Origin of the sequence: Flavobacterium macacae (genome assembly GCF_003865365.1) — a bacterium.
GTDB lineage: Bacteria > Bacteroidota > Bacteroidia > Flavobacteriales > Flavobacteriaceae > Flavobacterium > Flavobacterium macacae.
The window spans coordinates 125,312-146,461 of record NZ_RQVR01000005.1 but is presented as its reverse complement, the minus strand read 5'-3'; the positions used below and the strand labels follow the sequence as shown (position 1 = coordinate 146,461).

The window sequence follows — 21,150 nt, the reverse complement described above, 5'->3', positions numbered from 1 at the left end:
TGCAAGTACAAACTTGCAGGTTTTTATTTTTAATGCTGATATTTCACTATTTTATTAATTCATAACTTCTTTTAACGAAAGCAGTTAATTCTTCACCTTTTAAAAGGTTTTGAGATAATTTTGCCAAGTCTAAAGCTTGCTTTACCAAAGCTTGCTGGTGTGATTTGTCAGATGAATTTAAGATGCTTGAAGCCAAATCGTGATTGGTATTCACCACCAAATTATACATTTCTGGCATATTTCCCATCCCAAACATGCCGCCACCGCCAGTTTGGCTCATTTCTTTCATACGGCGCAAAAATTCTGGCTGTGTGATTGAAAATGGCGCTGATTGGCTGTCTAAAGCTTCCAGTTGGACTGAATATTTTTTATCAGAAATGATTGTTTCTAATTCTGTTTTTAATTTCTCTTTTTCATCGTCAGAAAGTTTTGAAATCGTTTCTTCGTCTTTTTTGATCAAGTTGTTGATGTGGTCAGAATCCACGCGCGTGAACGTCAAATTCTCGTTATCCGCTTCTAATTTTTGAATCAAATGCGAGATAATTGGCGAATCTAAAATCAAGACTTCATATCCTTTTGCTTTTGCCTCGGCAATGTAGCCGTGTTGTGCGTCTTTGTTTGAAGCATATAAAACCACCAGTTTTCCGTCTTTGTCGGTTTGGTTGTCTTTTATTTTTTCTTTTAATTCGTCAAGCGTAAAATACTGGTCGTCAACCGTTGGATACAATGTAAATGCTCCGGCTTTCTCATAGAATTTTGGCTCAGAAAGCATTCCATATTCCAAGACAATTTTAACGTCATTCCATTTTTTCTCAAAATCTTCACGGTTTTCTGTGAACAACGATTTCAATTTATCAGCCACTTTTCTGGTGATGTAATTGGAGATTTTCTTCACCGCGCCATCCGCTTGCAAATACGAACGGGAAACGTTCAACGGAATATCTGGAGAATCGATTACACCTTTCAGCATCGTCAAAAATTCAGGAACAATTCCTTCCACATTATCCGTCACATACACTTGGTTTTGGTACAATTGGATTTTGTCTTTCTGGATTTGCAAGTCGCCGGTCATTTTTGGGAAATACAAAATACCAGTCAAATTAAACGGATAATCTACGTTTAAGTGAATGTTGAAAAGCGGTTCCTCAAATTGATTTGGATATAATTCTCTGTAAAAACTTTTGTAATCTTCATCAGATAATTCAGTTGGCTGTTTTGTCCAAGCTGGATTTGGGTTGTTGATGATGTTGTCAACTTCCACTGTTTTAAACGTTTCGTCTTTATCTTCTGGAGCTACTTCTTCGCCTTTTTTCTGCTCGATTTTTTCCGTTCTTGTTCCAAATTTAATTGGCACAGGCATAAACTTGTTGTATTTTTCAAGCAGTCCTGCAATTTTTCCTTCTTCTAAAAATTCTAAAGAATCTTCAGCAATGTGAAGAACGATTTCAGTTCCGCGTGAAGTTTTGTCAGAAGCTTCTAAAGTAAATTCAGGGCTTCCGTCGCAAGTCCAGTGCGCAGCAGGTTCGTCTTTAAATGATTTTGTAATGATTTCCACTTTTTCGGCCACCATAAAAGCAGAATAAAATCCTAAACCAAAATGTCCGATAATTCCAGAATCTTTGGCAGAATCTTTATATTTTTCAAGAAATTCTTCGGCTCCAGAAAAAGCGACTTGGTTGATGTATTTCTCCACTTCTTCCGCTGTCATCCCTAAACCTTGGTCAATGATATGCAATTTTTTTCCTTCCTTATCAATTTTTACTTCGATAATCGGATTTCCATATTCCACTTTTGCCTCGCCGATGTTGGTCAAGTGCTTCAATTTCAATGTCGCATCAGTGGCATTTGAAACCAATTCACGTAAGAAAATTTCGTGGTCGCTGTATAAAAATTTCTTGATAAGCGGGAAAATGTTCTCTACGGATACATTAATTTTTCCTGTTGTCATAATCTTAGATAGTATTAATGTTAATTATTTTCGACTTTCCCTATTTCAAATAGAATACCAAAGAATATTGAAATGACAAATTGGCGGAATTGTTAATTTTAGAAAATCAGAGCGTTTTTTTAATACCTTAACTTCGCGTAAAAAATTCAGATTTTATTCAAAATTGCACTCTTAATTTGCCTTATGAAAATACTAATAATTGAAGACGAAGCTGCGATTTCAAAAAGCATAAAAAATTATTTTAAGGCTAATGATGTACATTGTGAAGAAGCCAATAATTTTAAAGAAGCTATGGCAAAGATCGATATGTATGATTACGACTGCATTTTACTCGACTTGATGCTTCCGGATGGTGATGGTTTTGATCTTTTACGGCACTTAAAAAAGAAAAATAAAACCGAAGGCGTCATTATTATTTCTGCAAAAGAAACGCTGGACAGCCGTTTAGAAGGTTTTAATCTGGGAGCCGACGATTATCTTACCAAACCGTTTCATCTTTCTGAACTATTGGTGCGGATGCAGGCCCTGATCCGCAGGAAAAATTTTAAAGGCAATAATGAAGTGGTCTACAATGAAATCAAGATTGATATTTTGTCAAAAACGGTATCAGTGAATGATTTGAAAGTAGATATCACCAAAAAACAGATTGATTTATTGCTATATTTGATTGGCAATAAAAATAAAGTGCTTTCAAAAGGAGCAATTGCCGAACACCTTTCGGGCGATATGGCTGATATGCTTGATAATCATGATTTTATTTATGCCCATATTAAAAATTTAAAGAAAAAACTGAGCCAGGCAGGATGTGGCGATTACATCAAGACAATTTACGGACTAGGATACAAATGGGAAAATGAGTGAAAAACTACTTAAAAAAACTACACATACATTTTTAATATTTTCAATCATCATATTAATGCTGGCGGCACCGCTGTTTTATTTCATAAGCAGTTGGCTTTATAGTTATGAAACCGATGAAATTTTGCTTTTTCACAAACAAGATTTTATAGAACAATACCAGGATGTTTTTACGGAAGAAGATATAGCCATCTGGAATAAGTACAACAGGAACGTAACTATTCTGCCTTATCATGAATTGAAAAATGATTCAATTGTTCTTGAGGTGGTTTATGATAAAATTGCAAAAGAGAATATTCCGTATAGGATTCTTTATGCGCCGATCGAACTGAAAGGCAAAAAATACATCTACAACGAAAGAATCAATCTTGTGGAGATGGAAGGCATGGTATGGAGCATTTCTCTGATGTTTCTTATTATAATTGCTTTCTTTTTAGTGGTTATTTTATACGTGTCAAAGCGTTCTTCCAAGAAAATTTGGGAACCTTTTTATGATACGATAATCCAGATTCGAAACTTTGAAATCGACAAAGACAAATTGCCTCAATTTATGCCCACCGAGATTGAAGAGTTTGACTCGCTCAATAAAAGCATTGAAAGACTGATTGAAAAAAACACGGCCATCTATAAAAACCAGAAAGAATTTGTTGAAAATGCCGCGCACGAACTGCAAACGCCATTGGCTCTTTTTCAATCTAAAATTGATACTATTATTCAAACTTCGGGGCTTTCAAAAGAGCAGTCTGTTTTGCTGAATGCTTTGAACAATGATGTTTCAAGGCTCAATCGGCTGAATAAAAACCTGCTGTTGCTTTCCAAAATCGAAAATGATAGCTATTTTGAAAAACAGAATTATTCCATCAATAATTACATTGATAAGAATTTTGAGTTTTTTGAAGAACAAGCGGAAGCAAAAAATATCACGATTTCAAGGCACTACAATCATCAGTTGGAAATAGAAACCAATCCAATCTTAATTGAAGTTTTGATCAACAATCTTTTTCTAAATGCAATCAGGCACAATTCTAAATCGGGCATAATCAAAATTGAAATTGAAGAAAAGACGCTTACTTTTTCAAATACAGGAGCAGTAGATGCCTTGTCTGGCGAAAAACTTTTTAATCGATTTTTCAAATCAGATCCATCTGCAAAAGGAAATGGATTAGGACTTGCCATTGTTAAAAAAATCACAGAATTGAATGGCTGGAAGATTGGCTATTCATTTGAGAATGATTTGCATAATTTTTTCATAAAATTTTAATTTGAAGAAACAATTCAGAATTGATTCAGAATTCAATTTGAAAATTGCGGTCAAATTTAATTGGTCCTCATGTTTAAAAGATTTGAATTTTCTGGTAGATTTTCCGTTGTACTACATTTTATTTTATGGTTTTTGGCGATGTCAGTGCTTTTGAGAATTGGCTTTATGGCTTGGCAATTCAATGATGTGTCGCTAAGTTTGTTCGATATTTTGAAAACCTTGCTCATAGGTTTATTTTTTGATATCGGAACCATAAATTTTATCGTGCTGCCTTCAATTTTATATTATGTTTTGCTTCCGAATAAATGGATTGGAAGTAAAATAGACCGATTTTTAGTTTGGTTTTTTACCGTTTTGACCCTTTTTATATTGGTTTTTACATTTTTTGCAGAGCTGACTTTTTGGGACGAATTTAAGTCGCGATTTAATTTTATTGCAGTCGATTACCTGATTTACACGCACGAAGTTGTTTCAAATATTCAAGAATCATATCCGTTGCCCTTGTTGGTTGGAGGCGTTCTACTTCTAACCGCTTTGTTCATTTTTGTGTTTTATAAAAATAGGGCATTCCATAAAACATTTACCGCTGCTGTCAGCATCAGCCAGCGTTTTTTAGTTTTAGTGCTTTCATTTTTAATAGCCCTTTTGTTTGTTTCGTCTATCAGAAATAACCAAGCGGAATGGTCGTCCAACCGATACAATTCTGAAATCTCAAAATCAGGAATATATTCCTTTTTTGCGGCGTTCAGGAACAACCAAATGAAATACGACGAATTTTATACTTCAATAAAAAATGAAGATGCTTTTCAATTGATTAGAGGAAAGTTAAAAAGCGAAAATGCAATCTATAAAACAGATGATTTTTCAATTCACCGAACCATCACTGACAGCAGTGCTTCTTCAGAAAAAAGAAACGTTGTATTTATTTTGGTAGAAAGTTTAAGCGGCAGTTTTATGGAAGAATTTGGGAATACAGAAAAAATCACTCCTTTTTTAGACAGTCTGGCGCAAAAAAGCATCTTTTTCGAAAACTTATACGCTACCGGAACCAGAACCGTAAGGGGAATGGAAGCGATGACGCTGTGCATTCCGCCAACACCAGGACAAAGTATCGTTAAAAGACCCGACAACCACAACTTATATACTGTAAACAGCGTGTTCAAGCCAAAAGGTTATGATTCTAATTTCTTTTACGGAGGCGACGGTTACTTTGACAATATGAATTCCTATTTTGGAGGAAACGGATTTAATATTTACGATCGCGGTCGCGGCAGCGTATTGAATGACGACATTAAAGCGACTCGAACTAATATTGAAGACAAGGAAGTGAGTTTTGAAAATGCTTGGGGAATCTGCGATGAAGATATTTTTAATAAGATGCTTCGTGTTGCCGATCAGCAATATGCTGCAGGAAAGCCGTTTTTTAATTTTGTGATGACAACTTCAAACCACAGACCGTATACTTATCCATCAGGAAAAATTGATATTCCGTCAGGAACAGGCCGTCAAGGAGCAGTTAAATATACAGATTTTGCCTTGCGACAGCTTTTTGTTAAAGCAAAGAATAAACCGTGGTATAAAAATACGGTTTTTGTAATTATTGCAGACCATTGCGCAAGCAGTGCAGGTAAAGACGAAATTGACGTTGCAAATTACCACATTCCCGCGTTTATAGTGAATCTTCCTGCAAATCAGAATCAGAAAATTTCAAAGCAATGTTCGCAAATTGATGTTTTTCCAACGCTGTTTTCATTGTTTCACTGGACGTATGAATCTGACTTTTTTGGCAAAGACGTCTTGAACGGCGACTTTGAAGAAAGAGCATTGATAGGAACCTACCGAAAGCTGGTTTTGATGAAGAAAGAAAAAGTGATGATTCTATCCGATCAAAAAAAACAGGCCTTTTATGACTGGAATAAAAAAGATAACAGCCTAAAGCCAATTCCGATGGAAAAGACCTTTCTTGACGAAACTATTTCGTGGTATCAAACCGCAGATTACCTATTTACTAATAAGTTTTTAAAGTAAGAAATGATTTATCTGCATTTTATTGTAAATCCGATTTCCGGAAAAGGAAAACATGCCATCAGCAAAGAATTGCTTTTAAAAAATTTCTCGATTGAAAAGTATAGGGTTGAGGTTGAATATACAGAATATAAAAACCATGCAAAAGAATTGGCTGCCACAGCAATTTTAAAAAAACCACATTGCATTATCGCCTGTGGCGGAGACGGAACGATTAATGAAGTGGCAAGTTCAATGGTGAATTCTGACATATTGCTCGGTATAATTCCCGTTGGATCGGGGAATGGCTTAGCCTCAAATCTCAAAATTCCTAAAAAGATTTCTGAAGCAATTTTAATTATCAAGGCAGGGATTTCATCTAAAATTGATGTCGGCACGATCAATTCGCACTATTTTTTCAGCAACATGGGCATCGGAATCGACGCCATGATTATAAAAAAATACGAACAGACAGGCAAACGTACTTTGCTTGCCTACGTAAAAGCGTCGCTGTCCTCCAGTTTTTCATTTAAGCCAAAAGAAACGGCAGTAGGCATAGAGGGAACAACTCAACTGTCAAAGCCTTTTATGCTATTCATTTCTAACTCAAATGAAATGGGGTATGCTATGAGCTTGACGCCCCAAGCCAGTCTTGTGGACGGAAAATTAGATTTGGTACAGATTCCCCAATTAAATTTTATGGAGAAGATAGTACTTGGCTTTCACGTACTTACCAACTCTATAAGCAAATTTAAGAAGGCAAAACAATTGGCAATTGAAAATTGCACTATCACGATTCCTGAAAAAATATTTACCGATATTCAAATTGACGGTGAGTTTTATAATTTAAAAACAAATAAAATAGAGGTTGGCATAATCAAAAAAGGACTTACTGTTTTAGTCCCTACTCAATTTTAAACAATAGCATTTCAAAAATCTATTTTATACTATGAAAAAAATTCAGTTTTTAAAACCGGCATTTAACTTTTTGCTTATTGGTTTGCTTATTACCACTTTAAGCAGGGTTTTTTTGTTTTTTATTTTCAATGATCGCGTTATCCAAACAGAAAATTATGGTTTGATTTTTCCGATAGGACTGAGAATGGATTTGATCTTGATGAGTTATCTTGTTTTTCTGCCCGTGCTGCTCATCACCATCTTGCCTGAAAAAATAGTAGTAAAATTACAGCGGTTTTTTAATGTATATTTCATATTCTTTCTCAATGCCTTACTGTTCTTTGAACTGGCTACCCCTGATTTCATTTTTGGATATGACACCAGGCCTAATAAGTTGTTTTTAAATTATTTAATATATCCGAAGGAAGTTTTTGGGATGCTTTTTAAAGGATATTTGGCTTCCATCATAATTGCCGTTGCCTGCATCGCGGTATTTACCTATTTTCTTGTAAAATTTAGGAAAAAGCTTTTTTCTATTCGTTTTACCGCTTATAAATATAGGTTGCTTTACTTTCCGGTTATAGTTTTTTTCTTGTTTTTAGGAGCACGATCCAGCTTGACTTCAAAGCGCCCAATTAATGCCAGCAACGCTGTATTTTCTGTAGATCAGCTTACGAACTGCCTGGCTTTAAATTCATTTTACACGGTAGCTTTTGCGGCATATTCCATGAAAAACGAAAGCAATTATGAAAAAATGTATGGCAAGATGGATCCGGCTGAAGCACTTTCAAGAGTGAAAAAATATATGGATGTGCAGCCTGATGAATATTTGGACAGCATTACAACGCTGCATCGTCAAAATTCCGATAGCGTGGACGGCAGGCCTTATAATATTGTAATTATATTAGAAGAATCGCTTGGCGCAGAATATGTGGGCGCATTAGGTGGGCTTCCGCTTACGCCTGAATTTGATAAATTGGCAAAAGAGGGAATGCTTTATACCAATATGTATTCTACTGGAACCCGAAGCGTTAGGGGAATTGAAGCCGTGGCCAGCGGATTTCTGCCTTCGCCTTCAGAAAGCGTTGTCAAATTAGGCAATTCGCAAGAAGGCTTTTACACCATTGCGATGCTGTTAAAGCAGAAAGGCTATGACACCAGTTTTATATATGGCGGTATGGCAAACTTTGACAACATGGGACCTTTTTTCAATGGAAATGGTTTTGATACCATCATTGAAGAGGAAGATTTTGATAAAGAGAAAAGCAAATTTCATGGCACTTGGGGATGGTCTGATGAAGATTTAATGACAAAGGCCAATGACTATTTTAAATCGCTTGGAGATAAACCTTTTGTATCACTAGTTTTTTCCTCCTCAAACCACGATCCGTTTGAGTTTCCTGATGGCAGGATTAAGCTTTATGACAAAAAGAAAAATACGGTAAATAATGCCATAAGATACGCTGATTATTCCATTGGTAAATTTTTTGAGCTTGCTAAAAAAGAAAACTATTATAAAAACACACTTTTCATTGTAATTGCAGACCACAATACGCGAACGTATGGAAAACATCTGGTTCCAATTCACAAATTTCATATTCCAGCTTTGGTCATCGGGCCCAATATTCCAGTTGGCAAATATGAAAAACTGTGCAGTCAGATTGATATGCAGCCTACAATTTTAGGCAAGATCGGCATCAATACAGAAACACCGATGGTCGGCAGAAATTTGTTCACGTTGCCAGAATCTACCAGCGGAAGGTCAATCATGCAATTTCACGATATTAACGCATTTCGTGTCGGAAATCAAGTGGTAATTATGCAACCCTTCAAAAAACCACTGCAGTTCAGCGTCAAAAATGATACTGTTTTTACGCCAGAACCTGTTAATAGTGAACTTGCCAAAGATGCATTGGCCCACGTGGCGCTATCGTCTTATTTGTACAAGGAACGAAAATATGGAATTCGAAAATAATGGAATAGAATTAGTACTAAAATTAATATTAAGCCAACCTTACTCTAACAAAAATTATTTGGAAAGGTTAAAAATGCAGACACTGCTTCCGTGTTGTCTTCTTATAATGTTAAAAAATTTAAAAAAATTTTATAAAGGCATTTTGAAATAAGAATAGTCAGCTGATTAACTGGTGGAATTGTTAATTTTAAGATAATAAACGCAGTGATTTTAACATAAAAAATATCTGAGTTGTATATTTGTTTAAGAATGAACACTAAAAAATACCAATTATGAAAAAACTAATTTTAATGACCGCCTTTGCAGTTACATTTTTATCCTGCAAATCCACATCAGTAACAAACACAAAGCTTGACAACAAAACGGAGCGTATGATCAAAGGAAATTTTGTGGTAAGTTCAGTTGATTATCCAGGTTCTGAATACATCAAAGTGAATGCTTTTCAGTTGGCAGATTCACAATGCTTCGTTGGAAGTACTTGGAAATTTGTATCCAATAATAACAAGGGAGAAATGGCCTTGACAAAATCAGGATGTCCTGCTTTCAGTTCTCCAATTACTTGGTTCGTAAACAAAGACGGACAATTCGTTTTAAAAGTTTTAGATGCTGGTGAAAAAGCTAAAAAAGTAAGAGACGGATACGTGTTGAATATCTCAAATGCAACCGAATCTTCTTTCCAATTGGTTGATAGGATCGACGTGGGTGGGAAAATGACTGACGTTGTATATCAATTCACAAAAGTAAACTAACAAACTAATAATAATTTAAAATCCGAAACAAATGAAAAGACTAGGTATATATTCAATCGCAGCGATGTTCGCAATAGGTTCTTTTTTTACAAGCTGTGAAGCTGTAAAAAATACAAATAAAACACAAAGAGGTGCCGGAATCGGTACTGCAGCTGGGGCTGTAATCGGTGGTGTTCTTGGAAACAACCTTGGAAAAGGTGGAAACACAGCACTTGGAGCTGTAATCGGTGGAGTTGTTGGTGGCGTTGCCGGTGGCGTTATTGGTAACAAAATGGACAAACAGGCGCGTGAGATTGACAACGCACTTCCAGGAGCAGAAGTAGAAAGAGTAGGGGAAGGAATCAAATTGACATTGAATGAAAATGCAGTGCGTTTTGATACCAACAAATCAACTTTAACTGCTGCTGCAAAATCAAATCTTGATAAATTGGTAACCGTTTTTAACCAATATCCAGATACTGACATTCAAATTTACGGTTATACAGATTCTACTGGAAAACCTGAATATAACTTGACTTTGTCTGGACAAAGAGCAGACGCTGTTAAAAATTATTTGGCAAGCAAAGGGCTTTCTTCTTCAAGATTTAAAACAACAGGTTTAGGTATTGCTGATCCAATTGCTTCAAACGAAACAGTGGAAGGTAGATCTAAAAACCGTCGTGTTGAATTTGCGATTACTGCAAACGAGAAAATGGTTCAAGATGCTCAAAAAGAAGCAAACAAGAACTAATTTTAAAGATATATTTTTTGAAAGACCGTCAGCAATGGCGGTCTTTTTTTATGCCTAAAGTTTTCCTTCGATTAAACAAATAAATAAATTCACGATTCCATGATTCACCAATCAGACAAATTTTTTGAAAGATATTTAACAGCTATTTATAAGTTTCAGAAATAATTGAAATGTATCTTTGTTCTTATAAAACAGATTGATTATCAGAAGATTTTTGTTTGTTTTAATTCATTTAATTTTAAAAAATTAAGTTATGGCAACTGTGAAAAATCCAAAATCTAAGAAAAATTTGCTTGACGATTTAGCGATCGTAAGTTTATATATGAATGAAGTTTTAGAGAAAAACGAAGCTCCAAAAAATGTATATCTTTTTTGTAAGTCTAACCAAATTGAAGAAGCTGATTTTTATTCTTTTTTTAATTCTTTAGATGCTATCAAAGAAGCAATTTGGGTCAAGTTTTTTGAAAATGCGATTGATGCCTTGCACAAAGACGCTAATTACGCGGGTTATGAAAACAGAAATAAGCTGTTATCATTGTACTTCACTTTTTTTGAAATTCTGACAATGAACAGAACGTATGTGTATTATGCGCTGAAAGATAACAAAGAAGGCCTGAAAAACTTGCAACAGTTGCGTGAATTGAGAAACCAGTTTAAAGATTATATCGTAACTATCATGAAAGCGAATGAGTCTGAAAAAGAGAAAAAGGTTTCGAGATTGACACAGCCTGTTTTTTCAGAAGGTGCTTGGTTTCAGTTCTTATTTATCTTGAAATTTTGGGTTGACGATACCTCGAAAGGGTTTGAGAAAACAGATATCATGATTGAAAAATCGGTGAAGGCGACTTTTGATATTTTAGACACCACGCCTTTGGAAAGCCTGTTTGATTTAGGAAAATTTATTTGGAAAGAAAGAGCTTGATGTTAAGCAGTTGCGTGAGGGATTGAAGCGGAAATCCTTTTATTTTTTTTTTTTTTTAAATAAAAGATTGGGAGCGAAAAGCCCGACAGCAAAAAAATGCGCTAGCTATTTTTTGGTGGCACGCCCAAAAGAAAAAATGGACTCGAAACCTTAAAATTTGTGTATGAAAACTTTAGATAAAATACCTGTAAATAAAATAGAACGCGCCGGACAATTGGTGAAAACCGGTTTTAAAGTGGGCGGAAATTACATTGCTTATTATGGCGAAAAAATGGTAAATCCGTCGTTGACAAAAGAAAAATTGAATGAAAATAACGCCGAAGATATTTATGATGGCTTGAAAAACCTGAAAGGAAGTGCGCTGAAAGTGGCGCAAATGCTGAGTATGGATAAAAATATTATGCCGAGAGCGTATGTGGAAAAATTTTCACTGGCGCAATTTTCAGTACCGCCATTGTCAGCTCCTTTGGTTCGAAAGACTTTTAAAAAATATTTAGGGCTTTTTCCGGAAGAATTGTTTGACACTTTTACGGCAGATTCAATGCATGCCGCGAGTATCGGGCAAGTGCATAAAGCGTCAAAAGACGGTAAAAATTTGGCGGTAAAAATCCAGTATCCGGGTGTTGCCGAAAGCATCAGTTCTGATTTGTCGATTGTGAAGCCTTTTGCCATCAAAATGTTCAATTTGCAAGGCAAGGATTCCGAGCGTTATTTTAAGGAAGTCGAGTATAAATTGATGGAAGAGACGGATTATGAACTTGAATTGAAACAAGGCGTAACGATTGCCGAGGCTTGCAAGGAAATTGCGAATTTGAGGTTTCCGAAGTATTATCCTAAACTGTCTTCAAAGAAAATCATATCCATGGATTGGATGGATGGCGAGCATTTGTCTGAGTTTACAGCCTATAATGAAAACCGAGAATTGGGTGATAAAATAGGCCAGGCCTTGTGGGATTTTTATATGTTTCAGATGCACGAATTAAAACAAGTTCACGCAGATCCACATCCTGGGAATTTTTTGATTGACAAAGAAGGGAATTTAATTGCGATTGATTTTGGTTGCATAAAGCACGTTCCTGAAGATTTTTATGTACCTTATTTTGAGTTGGCAAGGCCTGAAATTATTGATAATCCGGTAATTTTTAAAGAAAAGTTATACGAACTTGAAATTTTGAGGAAAGATGATTCTGCGGAAGAAATTGCTTATTTTTCCAACTTGTTTTTGCAGGTTTTGAAATTGTTCACCAAGCCGTTCCAAACTGATTTCTTTGATTTTTCGGATGAGGTTTTCTTTAAAGAAATGGCTCAATTGAGCGAAGATTTTAGTAAAGACCCAAAATTAAGAAAAATGAATGGAAATCGAGGTTCTAAACATTTTTTGTATATAAACAGAACATTTTTTGGATTGTATAGTTTGCTTCATGATTTGAAAGCAAGAGTAGATACGGAAGCTTATAAAAAGTATAGAAAATAATAATTGTTGGTTTTTTAGTGGTTGGTTGAGAGAGCGATTCTTTGGTTGGAATCGCTCTTTTTTTTAATTTTTTTAAAAAAATCAAAAGACTTCTTTTTTTTGGTGCTATACAATTTTACAAAAAACGTCATTCATCGGAGTTATTTAATATTATGACGATTTTTCTTATTTTTTAACATTAAAGTGCCACAAAAAGTATGCTTTAATGGATTTTATTGACAATTTTTGTAAGGTAAAACACCTTATGTAATGAAAAATAATTTCCTTTTTTGTAATAATAATATTATTTTTTTTAGAAATCACTCGTTGAAAATTTTCATTTTGACACTACTTTTTTCAGTAAATGTTAATAGTCAGGTAAGCTGTTATGCATTTGCAGAATCGGCGGGAAGTTATACTGCTTTAAGTTCATCCACAAATGTATTTAGTAGTGGTTGGAATGATAATATTACTGGGGCAATTTCAATTGGTTTTGCATTTAATTTCAATGGCACAGATTATACTTCTTGTTTTGTTAATTCGAATGGATATATAACATTTGGAGCAGCGTCAGTTTATGGCAATTACAATCCCATTTCTTCGGGTACTTCTTCAGGATCTATAAGTGCATTTGGAAGAGATTTAACTAATAATAGCTCTCCTATAGTTAGAGGAGTAGAAGGATCTGCTCCCAATAGAGTTTTTGTTGTTCAATGGAATAATGCAAGGAGGGTTTCTGATCCATTTTGGATATTTTCTGGATCCGCAGTTACTGGGGATAATTTAAATTTTCAAATAAGATTATATGAAACAACTAACCAAATTGAAGTAAAATATGGTAATTGTGTACTAGCAAGTGATGTTTATGAAGCACAAGTAGGTTTAAAAGGGGCATCAAATGGAGATTTTAATAATAGAAGATTGACGTCAGCCTCACTTTAGTTAAATAATACCGATGCTGGCGCATCAAATTCTCACACACTAGTCACAAGAAATACTTCTCGGCCTGTATCAGGAACTACTTTTTCTTGGACGCAACCTAACAAAGCAGCTATTACTTCAATTGTATCGGATAAAGATAATGTTTGCATTGGCGGTAGTGTTGAATTGCAAGCGTTAGGAAATTCTTCAGGCACCTCTTCACTTTGGTTTCAAGACGGTTGTGGTACTGCAACTTTTATGGAAGAATGGCATTCAATGCCATACACAAATCAACATACAACTATAAATTCTATTAAAAATGGAATTTTAGATATAACAACTTCAAATTTAGTAGATGCACAGATAGATATGTCAAATTTATTTACAGCAGAAATCAATACAAGTATTTATAAAAACATAGCAATTCGTTATAAAGTTTTGTCGGGTAGTGCGGGTCAGAGTGAAATCTATTTTTACAAAGGAAATTTAGCATTAGCTGAAAACAAAGTTGTTCGTGGAAATTTAATAAGTGATAATAATTGGCACGTTTTAAATATTGATATGTCTGCCAATCCAAATTGGAATAATACTGGTGGAAATATTAAAGGATGGAGATTCGACTATGCTACTGGGCAATCAGTGAATATGCTAATTGATTATATTACTTTGACGGACAGGGCTGTTCTTGAAAACACAAATGATGATGATTCAAAAATCACTGTTTATCCAGTCGCAACAACCAATTATTTTGCTTTGAGAAGTGCGGAATCTCCTTGTACTTTATTGACAACTTGTCAAACTATAACCATATACCGAGGGAAAACTTGGAATGGCGGGCCAACGGGTGATTGGAGCGTAGCTACAAATTGGATTCCAGTTGGAGTTCCAGCTAGTGATGATTGTATTGAAGTGGGCAGTTCTCTAACGATGGCAATCACAGGAAGCCACGCTGTTGGAAAAACACTTAATGTCACGGGTGGTAATTTTACAATAAATTCAGGAAGCAGTATTACGTTAAAAGAGGCTCTTACAGTGGCATCCGGAGCAACATTTACATTAGAAGATTCTGCAAGCCTTGTCCAAGAAGGTGCCACAAACACAAACTCGGGAGCTATTATCGTGAAAAGAACTGCCAAACCCATGAAGCGTTTTGATTATACTTATTGGTCTTCGCCGGTAGCTAATCAGTCGTTGCACGCGTTTTCTCCTACAACTTTTTTCGATAAATTTCACAGTTGGAATCCAGGATCTGGAACTCAGGCTGGGTATTGGCAAGTGCATCCAAGTAATGGAGCAAGTGTTCCCATGGCCGCAGGAAAAGGATATATCGTCAGAGCACCACAATCGTTTCCTGTAGCAACGGTGAATTCAGAAAACTTTGTAGGTAATTTCAATGGAGTTCCAAATAGCGGAGATATCCAAATAGCAATTGCAGGAAATTCAAATGCCTCTGTTCAAAAATGGAATTTAATAGGGAATCCCTATCCTTCAGCTTTAAATATTGATGATTTTTTTAATGATTCTTTTAATACGTCAAATATTTATGGAACAATCTATTTGTGGACTCACAATACTCCAATAAGCGCTAATAATTCAGGAACTTCTGATTTAAATTATGCGGCAAGTGACTATGCATCTTACAACGGAGTTGGCGGTACAGCAACTTCCGCAGCAACCCAAAACCCTTTAAATCCGGTTATCAATCCATCTCCAAATAACGCTGTTCCAAATGGATTTATAGCTTCTGGTCAGTCGTTTTTTATAAGAGGAAAATCCAATACCAATGTAAGATTTACAAATGCAATGCGTGTTAGAAACAATAACAATCAATTTTTTAGAATTGGAAATGTTGAAAATCAATCTACTTCTGTAGAAAAAAATAGATTTTGGTTGAATTTAAGAAATACTCAAGGCGCTTTCCACCAAACATTAGTAGGGTATGTTTCAGGAGCGACTAATGATCTGGATGATAATTTTGACGGAGAATTATTTGGAGGAAATTTTGTTTCAATTTACTCCGTTCTTGCAGATAAAAAAATGACAATACAAGGAAAAGCAGTTCCATTTGAAAACACTGACGCCGTTCAATTAGGAATCACAACCACAATTGCAGGAAACTTTTCAATCAGTTTAGATAATTTTGATGGATTATTTGAGAGCCAAGATATTTTGTTGAAAGACAATCTTTTGAATTTAGTTCATAATTTAAAAACGGGCGGATATGAATTTACTTCTGGAATAGGAACGTTTAATGACAGATTTGAGATTGTTTATCAAAGCGAAACTTTAGGAAATAATACTCCAGATTTTAATTCAAATACTATTCTAATTTACAAAAATGATAAAACGATCGTTGTTAATTCTGGAATTTCAACAATAAGCAACGTTCAAGTTTTTGACATCCAAGGAAGACTGCTTTTAAATCAAAAAAATGTAAATACTTCAGAAACAATATTGAAAAATCTCCCATTTTCTAATCAAGTTTTAATTGTAAAGGTTCAAACTTTAGAAGGAAATTTAGTTTCTAAAAAGATAATTTATTAAAACCTACCGTTTTTAAAGATTACTGATTAAGCCCTTTCCTTACATTCTGCAAAGGGCTTTTTTTTAGAAAAAATCTAAAAACCTTATTACGTTATTGGCATTTCATTGGGTGCAAACTTTGTAACTTTGCCTCCTCAATTAAGATGTAAAATGTTATCAGTTCAAAATATTTCTTTTAGCTATTTAAAAGACACAGTCATAAATAATATAAGTTTCAATGTAGAAAAAGGCCAGAATATTGCCGTAATTGGAGAAAGCGGTTGCGGAAAAAGCACGCTTTTGAAACTAATTTATGGCCTATATGATTTAAACGAAGGCCAAATTTTCTATGATGGAAATCAAATTCTCGGACCCAAATTCAATTTGGTTCCAGGGGAAGATTACATCAAATATTTAGCGCAAGATTTTGACTTGATGCCTTACATTACCGTTGCTGAAAACGTAGGTAAATATCTTTCGAATATGTTTACGAAAGAAAAAGACCAACGCATCGCCGATTTATTGGCCATGGTTGAAATGTCTGAATTTGCAGATGTAAAGGCAAAATATTTAAGCGGAGGCCAAATGCAACGAGTGGCGTTGGCCAGAGTTTTGGCCGTTGAACCAAAGGTTTTGTTGTTAGACGAGCCATTCAGCCATATTGATAACTTTAGAAAAAATGCGTTGCGCAGAAACCTTTTTGCGTACTTAAAAAGAAAAGAAATTACCGTAATTGTGGCGACTCACGATAGCGCGGACGCCCTTTCTTTTGCCGATGAAACTATTGTCATGAAAAAAGGAAATCTGATTGAAAAAGCACCTTCAAAAGAGTTGTATTTTAATCCGAGTGATAAATATGTGGCCTCATTGTTTGGTGAAATCAACGAAATTGCCGTAGATGATGAAAATGGAGAAACGACCACTTTGCTTCTATATCCGCATCAATTAAAAGTAAATGTCTCTGGATTTATTCAGGTTTTGGTGAAACAGTCTTTCTTTAAAGGAAACCGATATTTGATTAAGTCGGTGCTTGAAAGGCAAGTTGTTTTCTTTGAACACAACACGGCATTAGAAAATGAAAGTTTGGTTTATTTAGAAGTGAATAACAAAGTGCTTTAAGTAGAATTGAGTTTTGAGAAATTAGTATTGAGATCACAATATTAAAAATAGTAAATAAAAAATCCCCGAAATCGTCAGACTTCGGGGATTTTCAATTTAATTATCTCAATACTCAATTCTAAAATTAATTCTTCAAATACTTTTCTAAGAACTGGTCTTGTTCCCAAAGCAGGTGCAAGATATTTTCTTTAGCAGCATATCCGTGGCTTTCTTTTGGTAATAAAACCATACGAACTGGTGCTCCCAAACCTTTCAAAGCTTGGAAATATCTTTCGGTCTGCAATGTAAAAGTTCCTGGATTATTGTCAGCATCACCGTGAACCAACAACATTGGCGTTTTCATTTTCTCTGCATTCATGAATGGCGACATGGTGTTGTAAACGTCAGTCGCTTCCCAATAATTTCTTTGCTCGCTTTGAAAACCAAACGGAGTCAGGGTTCTGTTATAAGCACCGCTTCGGGCAATGCCACAAGCGAATAAATCAGAATGTGATAATAAGTTTGCTGTCATAAATGCGCCGTAAGAGTGTCCGCCAACAGCCACTTTTTTACGGTTGATGTAACCTAATTTGTCTACAGCATCAATTGCCGCTGCTGCGTTGTCAACCAATTGCGTGATAAAAGTATCATTTGGCTCCGTAGTTCCTTCACCAATAATTGGGAAAGAAGCATCGTCTAAAACCACATATCCTTTGTTTACCCAATATACAAAAGATCCGTAGTAAGGAAATGTAAAATCATTTGGGTTTTGAGAACTTTGTCCCGCACTGTTTTTGTCTTTATATTCTTCTGGGTAGGCCCAAATCAACAAAGGCAATTTTTCTTTCTTTTTAGTGTCATAGCCAGCCGGAAGGTATAAAGTTCCTGAAAGCTCCACACCATCTTTTCTTTTGTATTTAATCACTTCTTTGTGCACATTTTTAATGCTTTCAAAAGGATTTTTGAAATCAGTAATTTGCGTCAGCTGATTTTTCTTTTTAATGTTTCTGAAGAAGTAATTTGGGTAATCGCTTTTTGATTGGATCTGAACCAAAACATCTCCTTTTTTAAAATCTTCGATTGAAAAAATACTTTCTTTTTTGTCTTTGTAAGTCGATTGATACAAACGTTTCGGTTTCAACGTTTTCATGTTAAATTCATCAATAAAAGGAAATTGTCCTTCTTTGGTGTGTCCTTCTCCAATTAAAAAAGCAGTGTCATTTTCAAGAGCTAAAACTTGTCTTCCATATTGGTTTTTAACCGTTTCAAAGCTTCCTGGATCCGAATAAATGTCTTGAGAATTTCTGTCAAAAATCACTTTTGGCGCTTGTCCAGGATTGGAAGGATTGATCAAATAGGTCTTCTCATTTCGAGTATCATACCATTGGTCATACAAGATTGCTGTGGTTACATTTCCCCAAACGATTCCGGCGTAACGCTGTTTTGTTTTTGCCAATGAAGTTGGATTTGATGTAAACGGAGCATTCCATAAGAAAACTTCGTCTCTGAATTCTACAGCATTTGCTGGATCTCCACCGTCTAAAGCTTCTGCAAAAGATAATGTGGCAGGCAAATCAGCTCTCCAATTCATGCTTCTTTTTCCGGTTCTTGTGGCCATGAAACCTTTTGGCATAATTTCAGCAAGAGCGATTTCATTAACCACTTTTACTTCTTTTCCTGATAAATCATAAACCACAGAAGTCATCGGAAAACGGCTCAAAGGCACGATGTAAGAATAAGGTTTTTTGATAGTGGTGATCAAAATATAATTTCCGTCAGGAGAAAAACCTTCACCCGCATATAAATCTGCTTTTTTATACAAAGTTGCTTTTCCGTTTAAGTCTAATTTGTATAATTCAGAAGTTACTAGTGTTTCAAAATTAGTTTCATCTGTTTTGTTTTTCAATAAATCTTGGTACGTTCTGTTCGAAGATTTTTTTCCGTCGCTAGAAGAAACTGTTGGTCCGGTTGGCAAATCTTTTTTAGCATCGATTAAAGCCGGACGGTTTTTCGGAAGCATTTTTACCAACAAACTTTGGTTGTCGCGGTACCAGCTAAACGGACTCCCCATGTTAGCGTTCAAATTGGCATCGGTCAATTTAGTCGCTTTGGCAGAAGCCATATCCAAAACATACAATTCAACTCCAGTAGCAGTTGTGTGTGTAAATGCAATTTTCTTCTCGTCTGGAGACCAAGAAATATTGCTTATTTTTGGATTCTGAGGCAATCCAGTGACTTGAATTTCATTCTTGTCTTTGATTTTACGTACTTTAATATTGTTGATATACGTAACAGTGCTTGAAATATTGGTAATCGGATTAATTCTCAATCCGGCCAAACGCATTTCTTCTTGGTTTAATTCGTCAAGTGTTTTGTAAGTATTTCTGTAAGAAAGCAGCATGTACTCTTTTTTAGTATCCATCGAAACCGATGGCGCTCTTTCATAATCTGCTAAATCTAAAATCTCCTTGGAGGGCTTTTGGTAAGTAAGCTCTTCTTGAGCAAAACCGGACAATCCGACCAGCAAGAAAAGCATAGAAAACTTTAATTTCATATTATAAATTTTATGGGTTTGTAAATATTAGTCTAAAGTAAAGCAAGGTTGTTACATTGCCTAAAAATTTTCGTTAAAAAGAGTTTTTCATTTATTAGACAATTTTAATTCATTGAAATACAGATTAAATAAAAAATAATTATATTGTACAATCAAATTTGCGAAATGCGTAAATTTGCAACCTGATTGCTAACGAAATAATATAAAATATATGTATCATTCAAAGATTGCGGGCTTAGGATATTATGTCCCTGAAAACATTGTCACCAATGATGATTTGTCAAAAATAATTGATACAAATGACGAGTGGATTCAAGAAAGAACGGGAATCCAAGAAAGACGCCATATTGTAAAAGGGGACGGAAATACGACTACCTCAATGGGTGTAAAAGCAGCTAAAATTGCCATTGAGCGCTCGGGGGTTGCCAAAGAAGATATTGACTTTGTGGTTTTTGCGACATTAAGCCCAGACTATTATTTTCCTGGTCCCGGAGTTTTGGTTCAAAGAGATTTGGGATTAAGAACCGTTGGCGCTTTAGATGTAAGAAATCAATGTTCTGGATTTGTGTATGCGTTGTCCATTGCCGACCAATATATCAAAACCGGAATGTATAAAAACATATTGATCATTGGTTCAGAAGTACATTCTGCAGGTTTGGACATGACTACTCGCGGACGCGGTGTTTCAGTGATTTTTGGGGATGGAGCAGGAGCGGCCGTTTTATCAAGAGAAGAAGATCTGACCAAAGGAATCTTGTCAACGCACCTGCATTCTGAAGGACAGCATGCCGAAGAATTGATCGTAAAAGCGCCCGGAATGGGAGGCCGCTGGGTGACAGATATTTTGGCGGATAATGATCCAAATGATGAAAGTTACCTGCCGCACATGAACGGGCAATTTGTGTTTAAAAATGCCGTGGTTCGTTTCAGCGAAGTGATTATGGAAGGCTTGAAAGCAAGCAATCTGGAAGTTTCGGATATTGATATGCTGATTCCGCATCAAGCCAATTTGAGAATTTCACAGTTTATTCAGCAGAAATTTAAATTGACGGACGACCAAGTGTATAACAACATCCAGAAATACGGAAATACCACTGCAGCCTCGATTCCGATTGCTTTGACAGAAGCGTGGGAACAAGGAAAAATCAAATCAGGAGACACGGTTGTTTTGGCTGCCTTCGGAAGCGGTTTCACTTGGGGAAGCGCAGTGATTAAATGGTAATTCAGTAACTGAGTTTCTTTATATGTTCTTAAATG

The 21,150-nt window shown here is 35.4% G+C and carries 15 protein-coding genes; 13 read left to right on the top strand and 2 right to left on the bottom strand.

The genetic code is table 11. The features are described 5' to 3' along the window. Positions 1–46: 46 nt before the first annotated feature. Positions 47–1,948 (bottom strand): molecular chaperone HtpG, encoded by a 1,902-nt coding sequence (gene htpG / locus EG849_RS06225; RefSeq protein WP_125012217.1) that lies wholly within the window; start codon positions 1,946–1,948, stop codon positions 47–49. 183 nt (positions 1,949–2,131) lie between these two features. On the opposite strand from htpG, the gene EG849_RS06220 reads away from it, so the two are divergent. The 12 genes from EG849_RS06220 to EG849_RS06165 all read left to right on the top strand — a co-directional run bounded on the left by EG849_RS06220 (position 2,132) and on the right by EG849_RS06165 (position 17,360). Beyond that, complete coding sequence (locus EG849_RS06220) at positions 2,132–2,809, top strand: response regulator transcription factor (protein ID WP_125012216.1); 678 nt, start codon at positions 2,132–2,134, stop codon at positions 2,807–2,809. Next, complete coding sequence (locus EG849_RS06215; RefSeq protein WP_125012215.1) at positions 2,802–4,067, top strand: sensor histidine kinase; 1,266 nt, start codon at positions 2,802–2,804, stop codon at positions 4,065–4,067. The genes EG849_RS06220 and EG849_RS06215 overlap by 8 nt, the downstream gene beginning before the upstream one ends. 69 nt (positions 4,068–4,136) lie before the next feature. Then, positions 4,137–6,095 (top strand): LTA synthase family protein, encoded by a 1,959-nt coding sequence (locus tag EG849_RS06210; protein ID WP_125012214.1) that lies wholly within the window; start codon positions 4,137–4,139, stop codon positions 6,093–6,095. A 3-nt stretch (positions 6,096–6,098) separates the two neighbouring features. Continuing rightward, entirely contained in the window at positions 6,099–6,989 is an 891-nt protein-coding gene (locus tag EG849_RS06205) for a diacylglycerol/lipid kinase family protein (protein ID WP_125012213.1), read from the top strand. 31 nt (positions 6,990–7,020) lie between these two features. After that, positions 7,021–8,943 (top strand): LTA synthase family protein, encoded by a 1,923-nt coding sequence (locus tag EG849_RS06200; RefSeq protein WP_125012212.1) that lies wholly within the window; start codon positions 7,021–7,023, stop codon positions 8,941–8,943. 272 nt (positions 8,944–9,215) lie between these two features. Then, the gene (locus tag EG849_RS06195; RefSeq protein ID WP_125012211.1) at positions 9,216–9,692 is read left to right on the top strand and encodes a hypothetical protein; all 477 of its coding nucleotides are present in this window, start codon (positions 9,216–9,218) and stop codon (positions 9,690–9,692) included. 31 nt (positions 9,693–9,723) lie between these two features. Then, complete coding sequence (locus EG849_RS06190) at positions 9,724–10,422, top strand: OmpA family protein (RefSeq protein ID WP_125012210.1); 699 nt, start codon at positions 9,724–9,726, stop codon at positions 10,420–10,422. Positions 10,423–10,675: 253 nt separating this feature from the next. After that, complete coding sequence (locus EG849_RS06185) at positions 10,676–11,344, top strand: TetR family transcriptional regulator C-terminal domain-containing protein (protein WP_125012209.1); 669 nt, start codon at positions 10,676–10,678, stop codon at positions 11,342–11,344. 163 nt (positions 11,345–11,507) lie between these two features. After that, the gene (locus EG849_RS06180; protein WP_125012208.1) at positions 11,508–12,818 is read left to right on the top strand and encodes an ABC1 kinase family protein; all 1,311 of its coding nucleotides are present in this window, start codon (positions 11,508–11,510) and stop codon (positions 12,816–12,818) included. 249 nt (positions 12,819–13,067) lie between these two features. Beyond that, positions 13,068–13,739 (top strand): hypothetical protein, encoded by a 672-nt coding sequence (locus EG849_RS06175; RefSeq protein ID WP_125012207.1) that lies wholly within the window; start codon positions 13,068–13,070, stop codon positions 13,737–13,739. Positions 13,740–13,904: 165 nt separating this feature from the next. Continuing rightward, positions 13,905–16,262 carry a T9SS sorting signal type C domain-containing protein gene (locus tag EG849_RS06170; protein ID WP_125012206.1) on the top strand — a complete coding sequence of 786 codons (2,358 nt, stop codon included), beginning with the start codon at positions 13,905–13,907 and terminating at the stop codon, positions 16,260–16,262. Positions 16,263–16,412: 150 nt separating this feature from the next. Further along, a complete protein-coding gene (locus EG849_RS06165; protein WP_125012205.1) occupies positions 16,413–17,360 on the top strand; it encodes an ABC transporter ATP-binding protein in 948 nt (315 codons plus the stop codon). A 124-nt stretch (positions 17,361–17,484) separates the two neighbouring features. Here EG849_RS06165 and EG849_RS06160 read toward each other — a convergent pair whose 3' ends face one another. Continuing rightward, complete coding sequence (locus EG849_RS06160) at positions 17,485–19,893, bottom strand: S9 family peptidase (protein ID WP_125012204.1); 2,409 nt, start codon at positions 19,891–19,893, stop codon at positions 17,485–17,487. Between the two features lie 211 nt (positions 19,894–20,104). Between EG849_RS06160 and EG849_RS06155 the strand changes: the two genes are divergently transcribed. Next, entirely contained in the window at positions 20,105–21,115 is a 1,011-nt protein-coding gene (locus EG849_RS06155; RefSeq protein WP_125012203.1) for a 3-oxoacyl-ACP synthase III family protein, read from the top strand. The last annotated feature ends 35 nt before the right edge of the window (positions 21,116–21,150 follow it).

Excerpts from the sequence above, each read along its gene's own strand:
- EG849_RS06220 (WP_125012216.1), top strand. The coding sequence starts at position 2,132 with ATGAAAATACTAATAATTGAAGACGAAGCTGCGATTTCAAAAAGCATA.
- EG849_RS06195 (WP_125012211.1), top strand. The coding sequence starts at position 9,216 with ATGAAAAAACTAATTTTAATGACCGCCTTTGCAGTTACATTTTTATCC.
- EG849_RS06185 (WP_125012209.1), top strand. The coding sequence starts at position 10,676 with ATGGCAACTGTGAAAAATCCAAAATCTAAGAAAAATTTGCTTGACGAT.
- EG849_RS06165 (WP_125012205.1), top strand. The coding sequence starts at position 16,413 with ATGTTATCAGTTCAAAATATTTCTTTTAGCTATTTAAAAGACACAGTC.
- EG849_RS06205 (WP_125012213.1), top strand. The coding sequence starts at position 6,099 with ATGATTTATCTGCATTTTATTGTAAATCCGATTTCCGGAAAAGGAAAA.
- EG849_RS06190 (WP_125012210.1), top strand. The coding sequence starts at position 9,724 with ATGAAAAGACTAGGTATATATTCAATCGCAGCGATGTTCGCAATAGGT.
- EG849_RS06215 (WP_125012215.1), top strand. The coding sequence starts at position 2,802 with ATGAGTGAAAAACTACTTAAAAAAACTACACATACATTTTTAATATTT.
- EG849_RS06160 (WP_125012204.1), bottom strand. The coding sequence starts at position 19,893 with ATGAAATTAAAGTTTTCTATGCTTTTCTTGCTGGTCGGATTGTCCGGT.
- EG849_RS06175 (WP_125012207.1), top strand. The coding sequence starts at position 13,068 with ATGAAAAATAATTTCCTTTTTTGTAATAATAATATTATTTTTTTTAGA.
- htpG (WP_125012217.1), bottom strand. The coding sequence starts at position 1,948 with ATGACAACAGGAAAAATTAATGTATCCGTAGAGAACATTTTCCCGCTT.
- EG849_RS06155 (WP_125012203.1), top strand. The coding sequence starts at position 20,105 with ATGTATCATTCAAAGATTGCGGGCTTAGGATATTATGTCCCTGAAAAC.
- EG849_RS06210 (WP_125012214.1), top strand. The coding sequence starts at position 4,137 with ATGTTTAAAAGATTTGAATTTTCTGGTAGATTTTCCGTTGTACTACAT.
- EG849_RS06200 (WP_125012212.1), top strand. The coding sequence starts at position 7,021 with ATGAAAAAAATTCAGTTTTTAAAACCGGCATTTAACTTTTTGCTTATT.
- EG849_RS06180 (WP_125012208.1), top strand. The coding sequence starts at position 11,508 with ATGAAAACTTTAGATAAAATACCTGTAAATAAAATAGAACGCGCCGGA.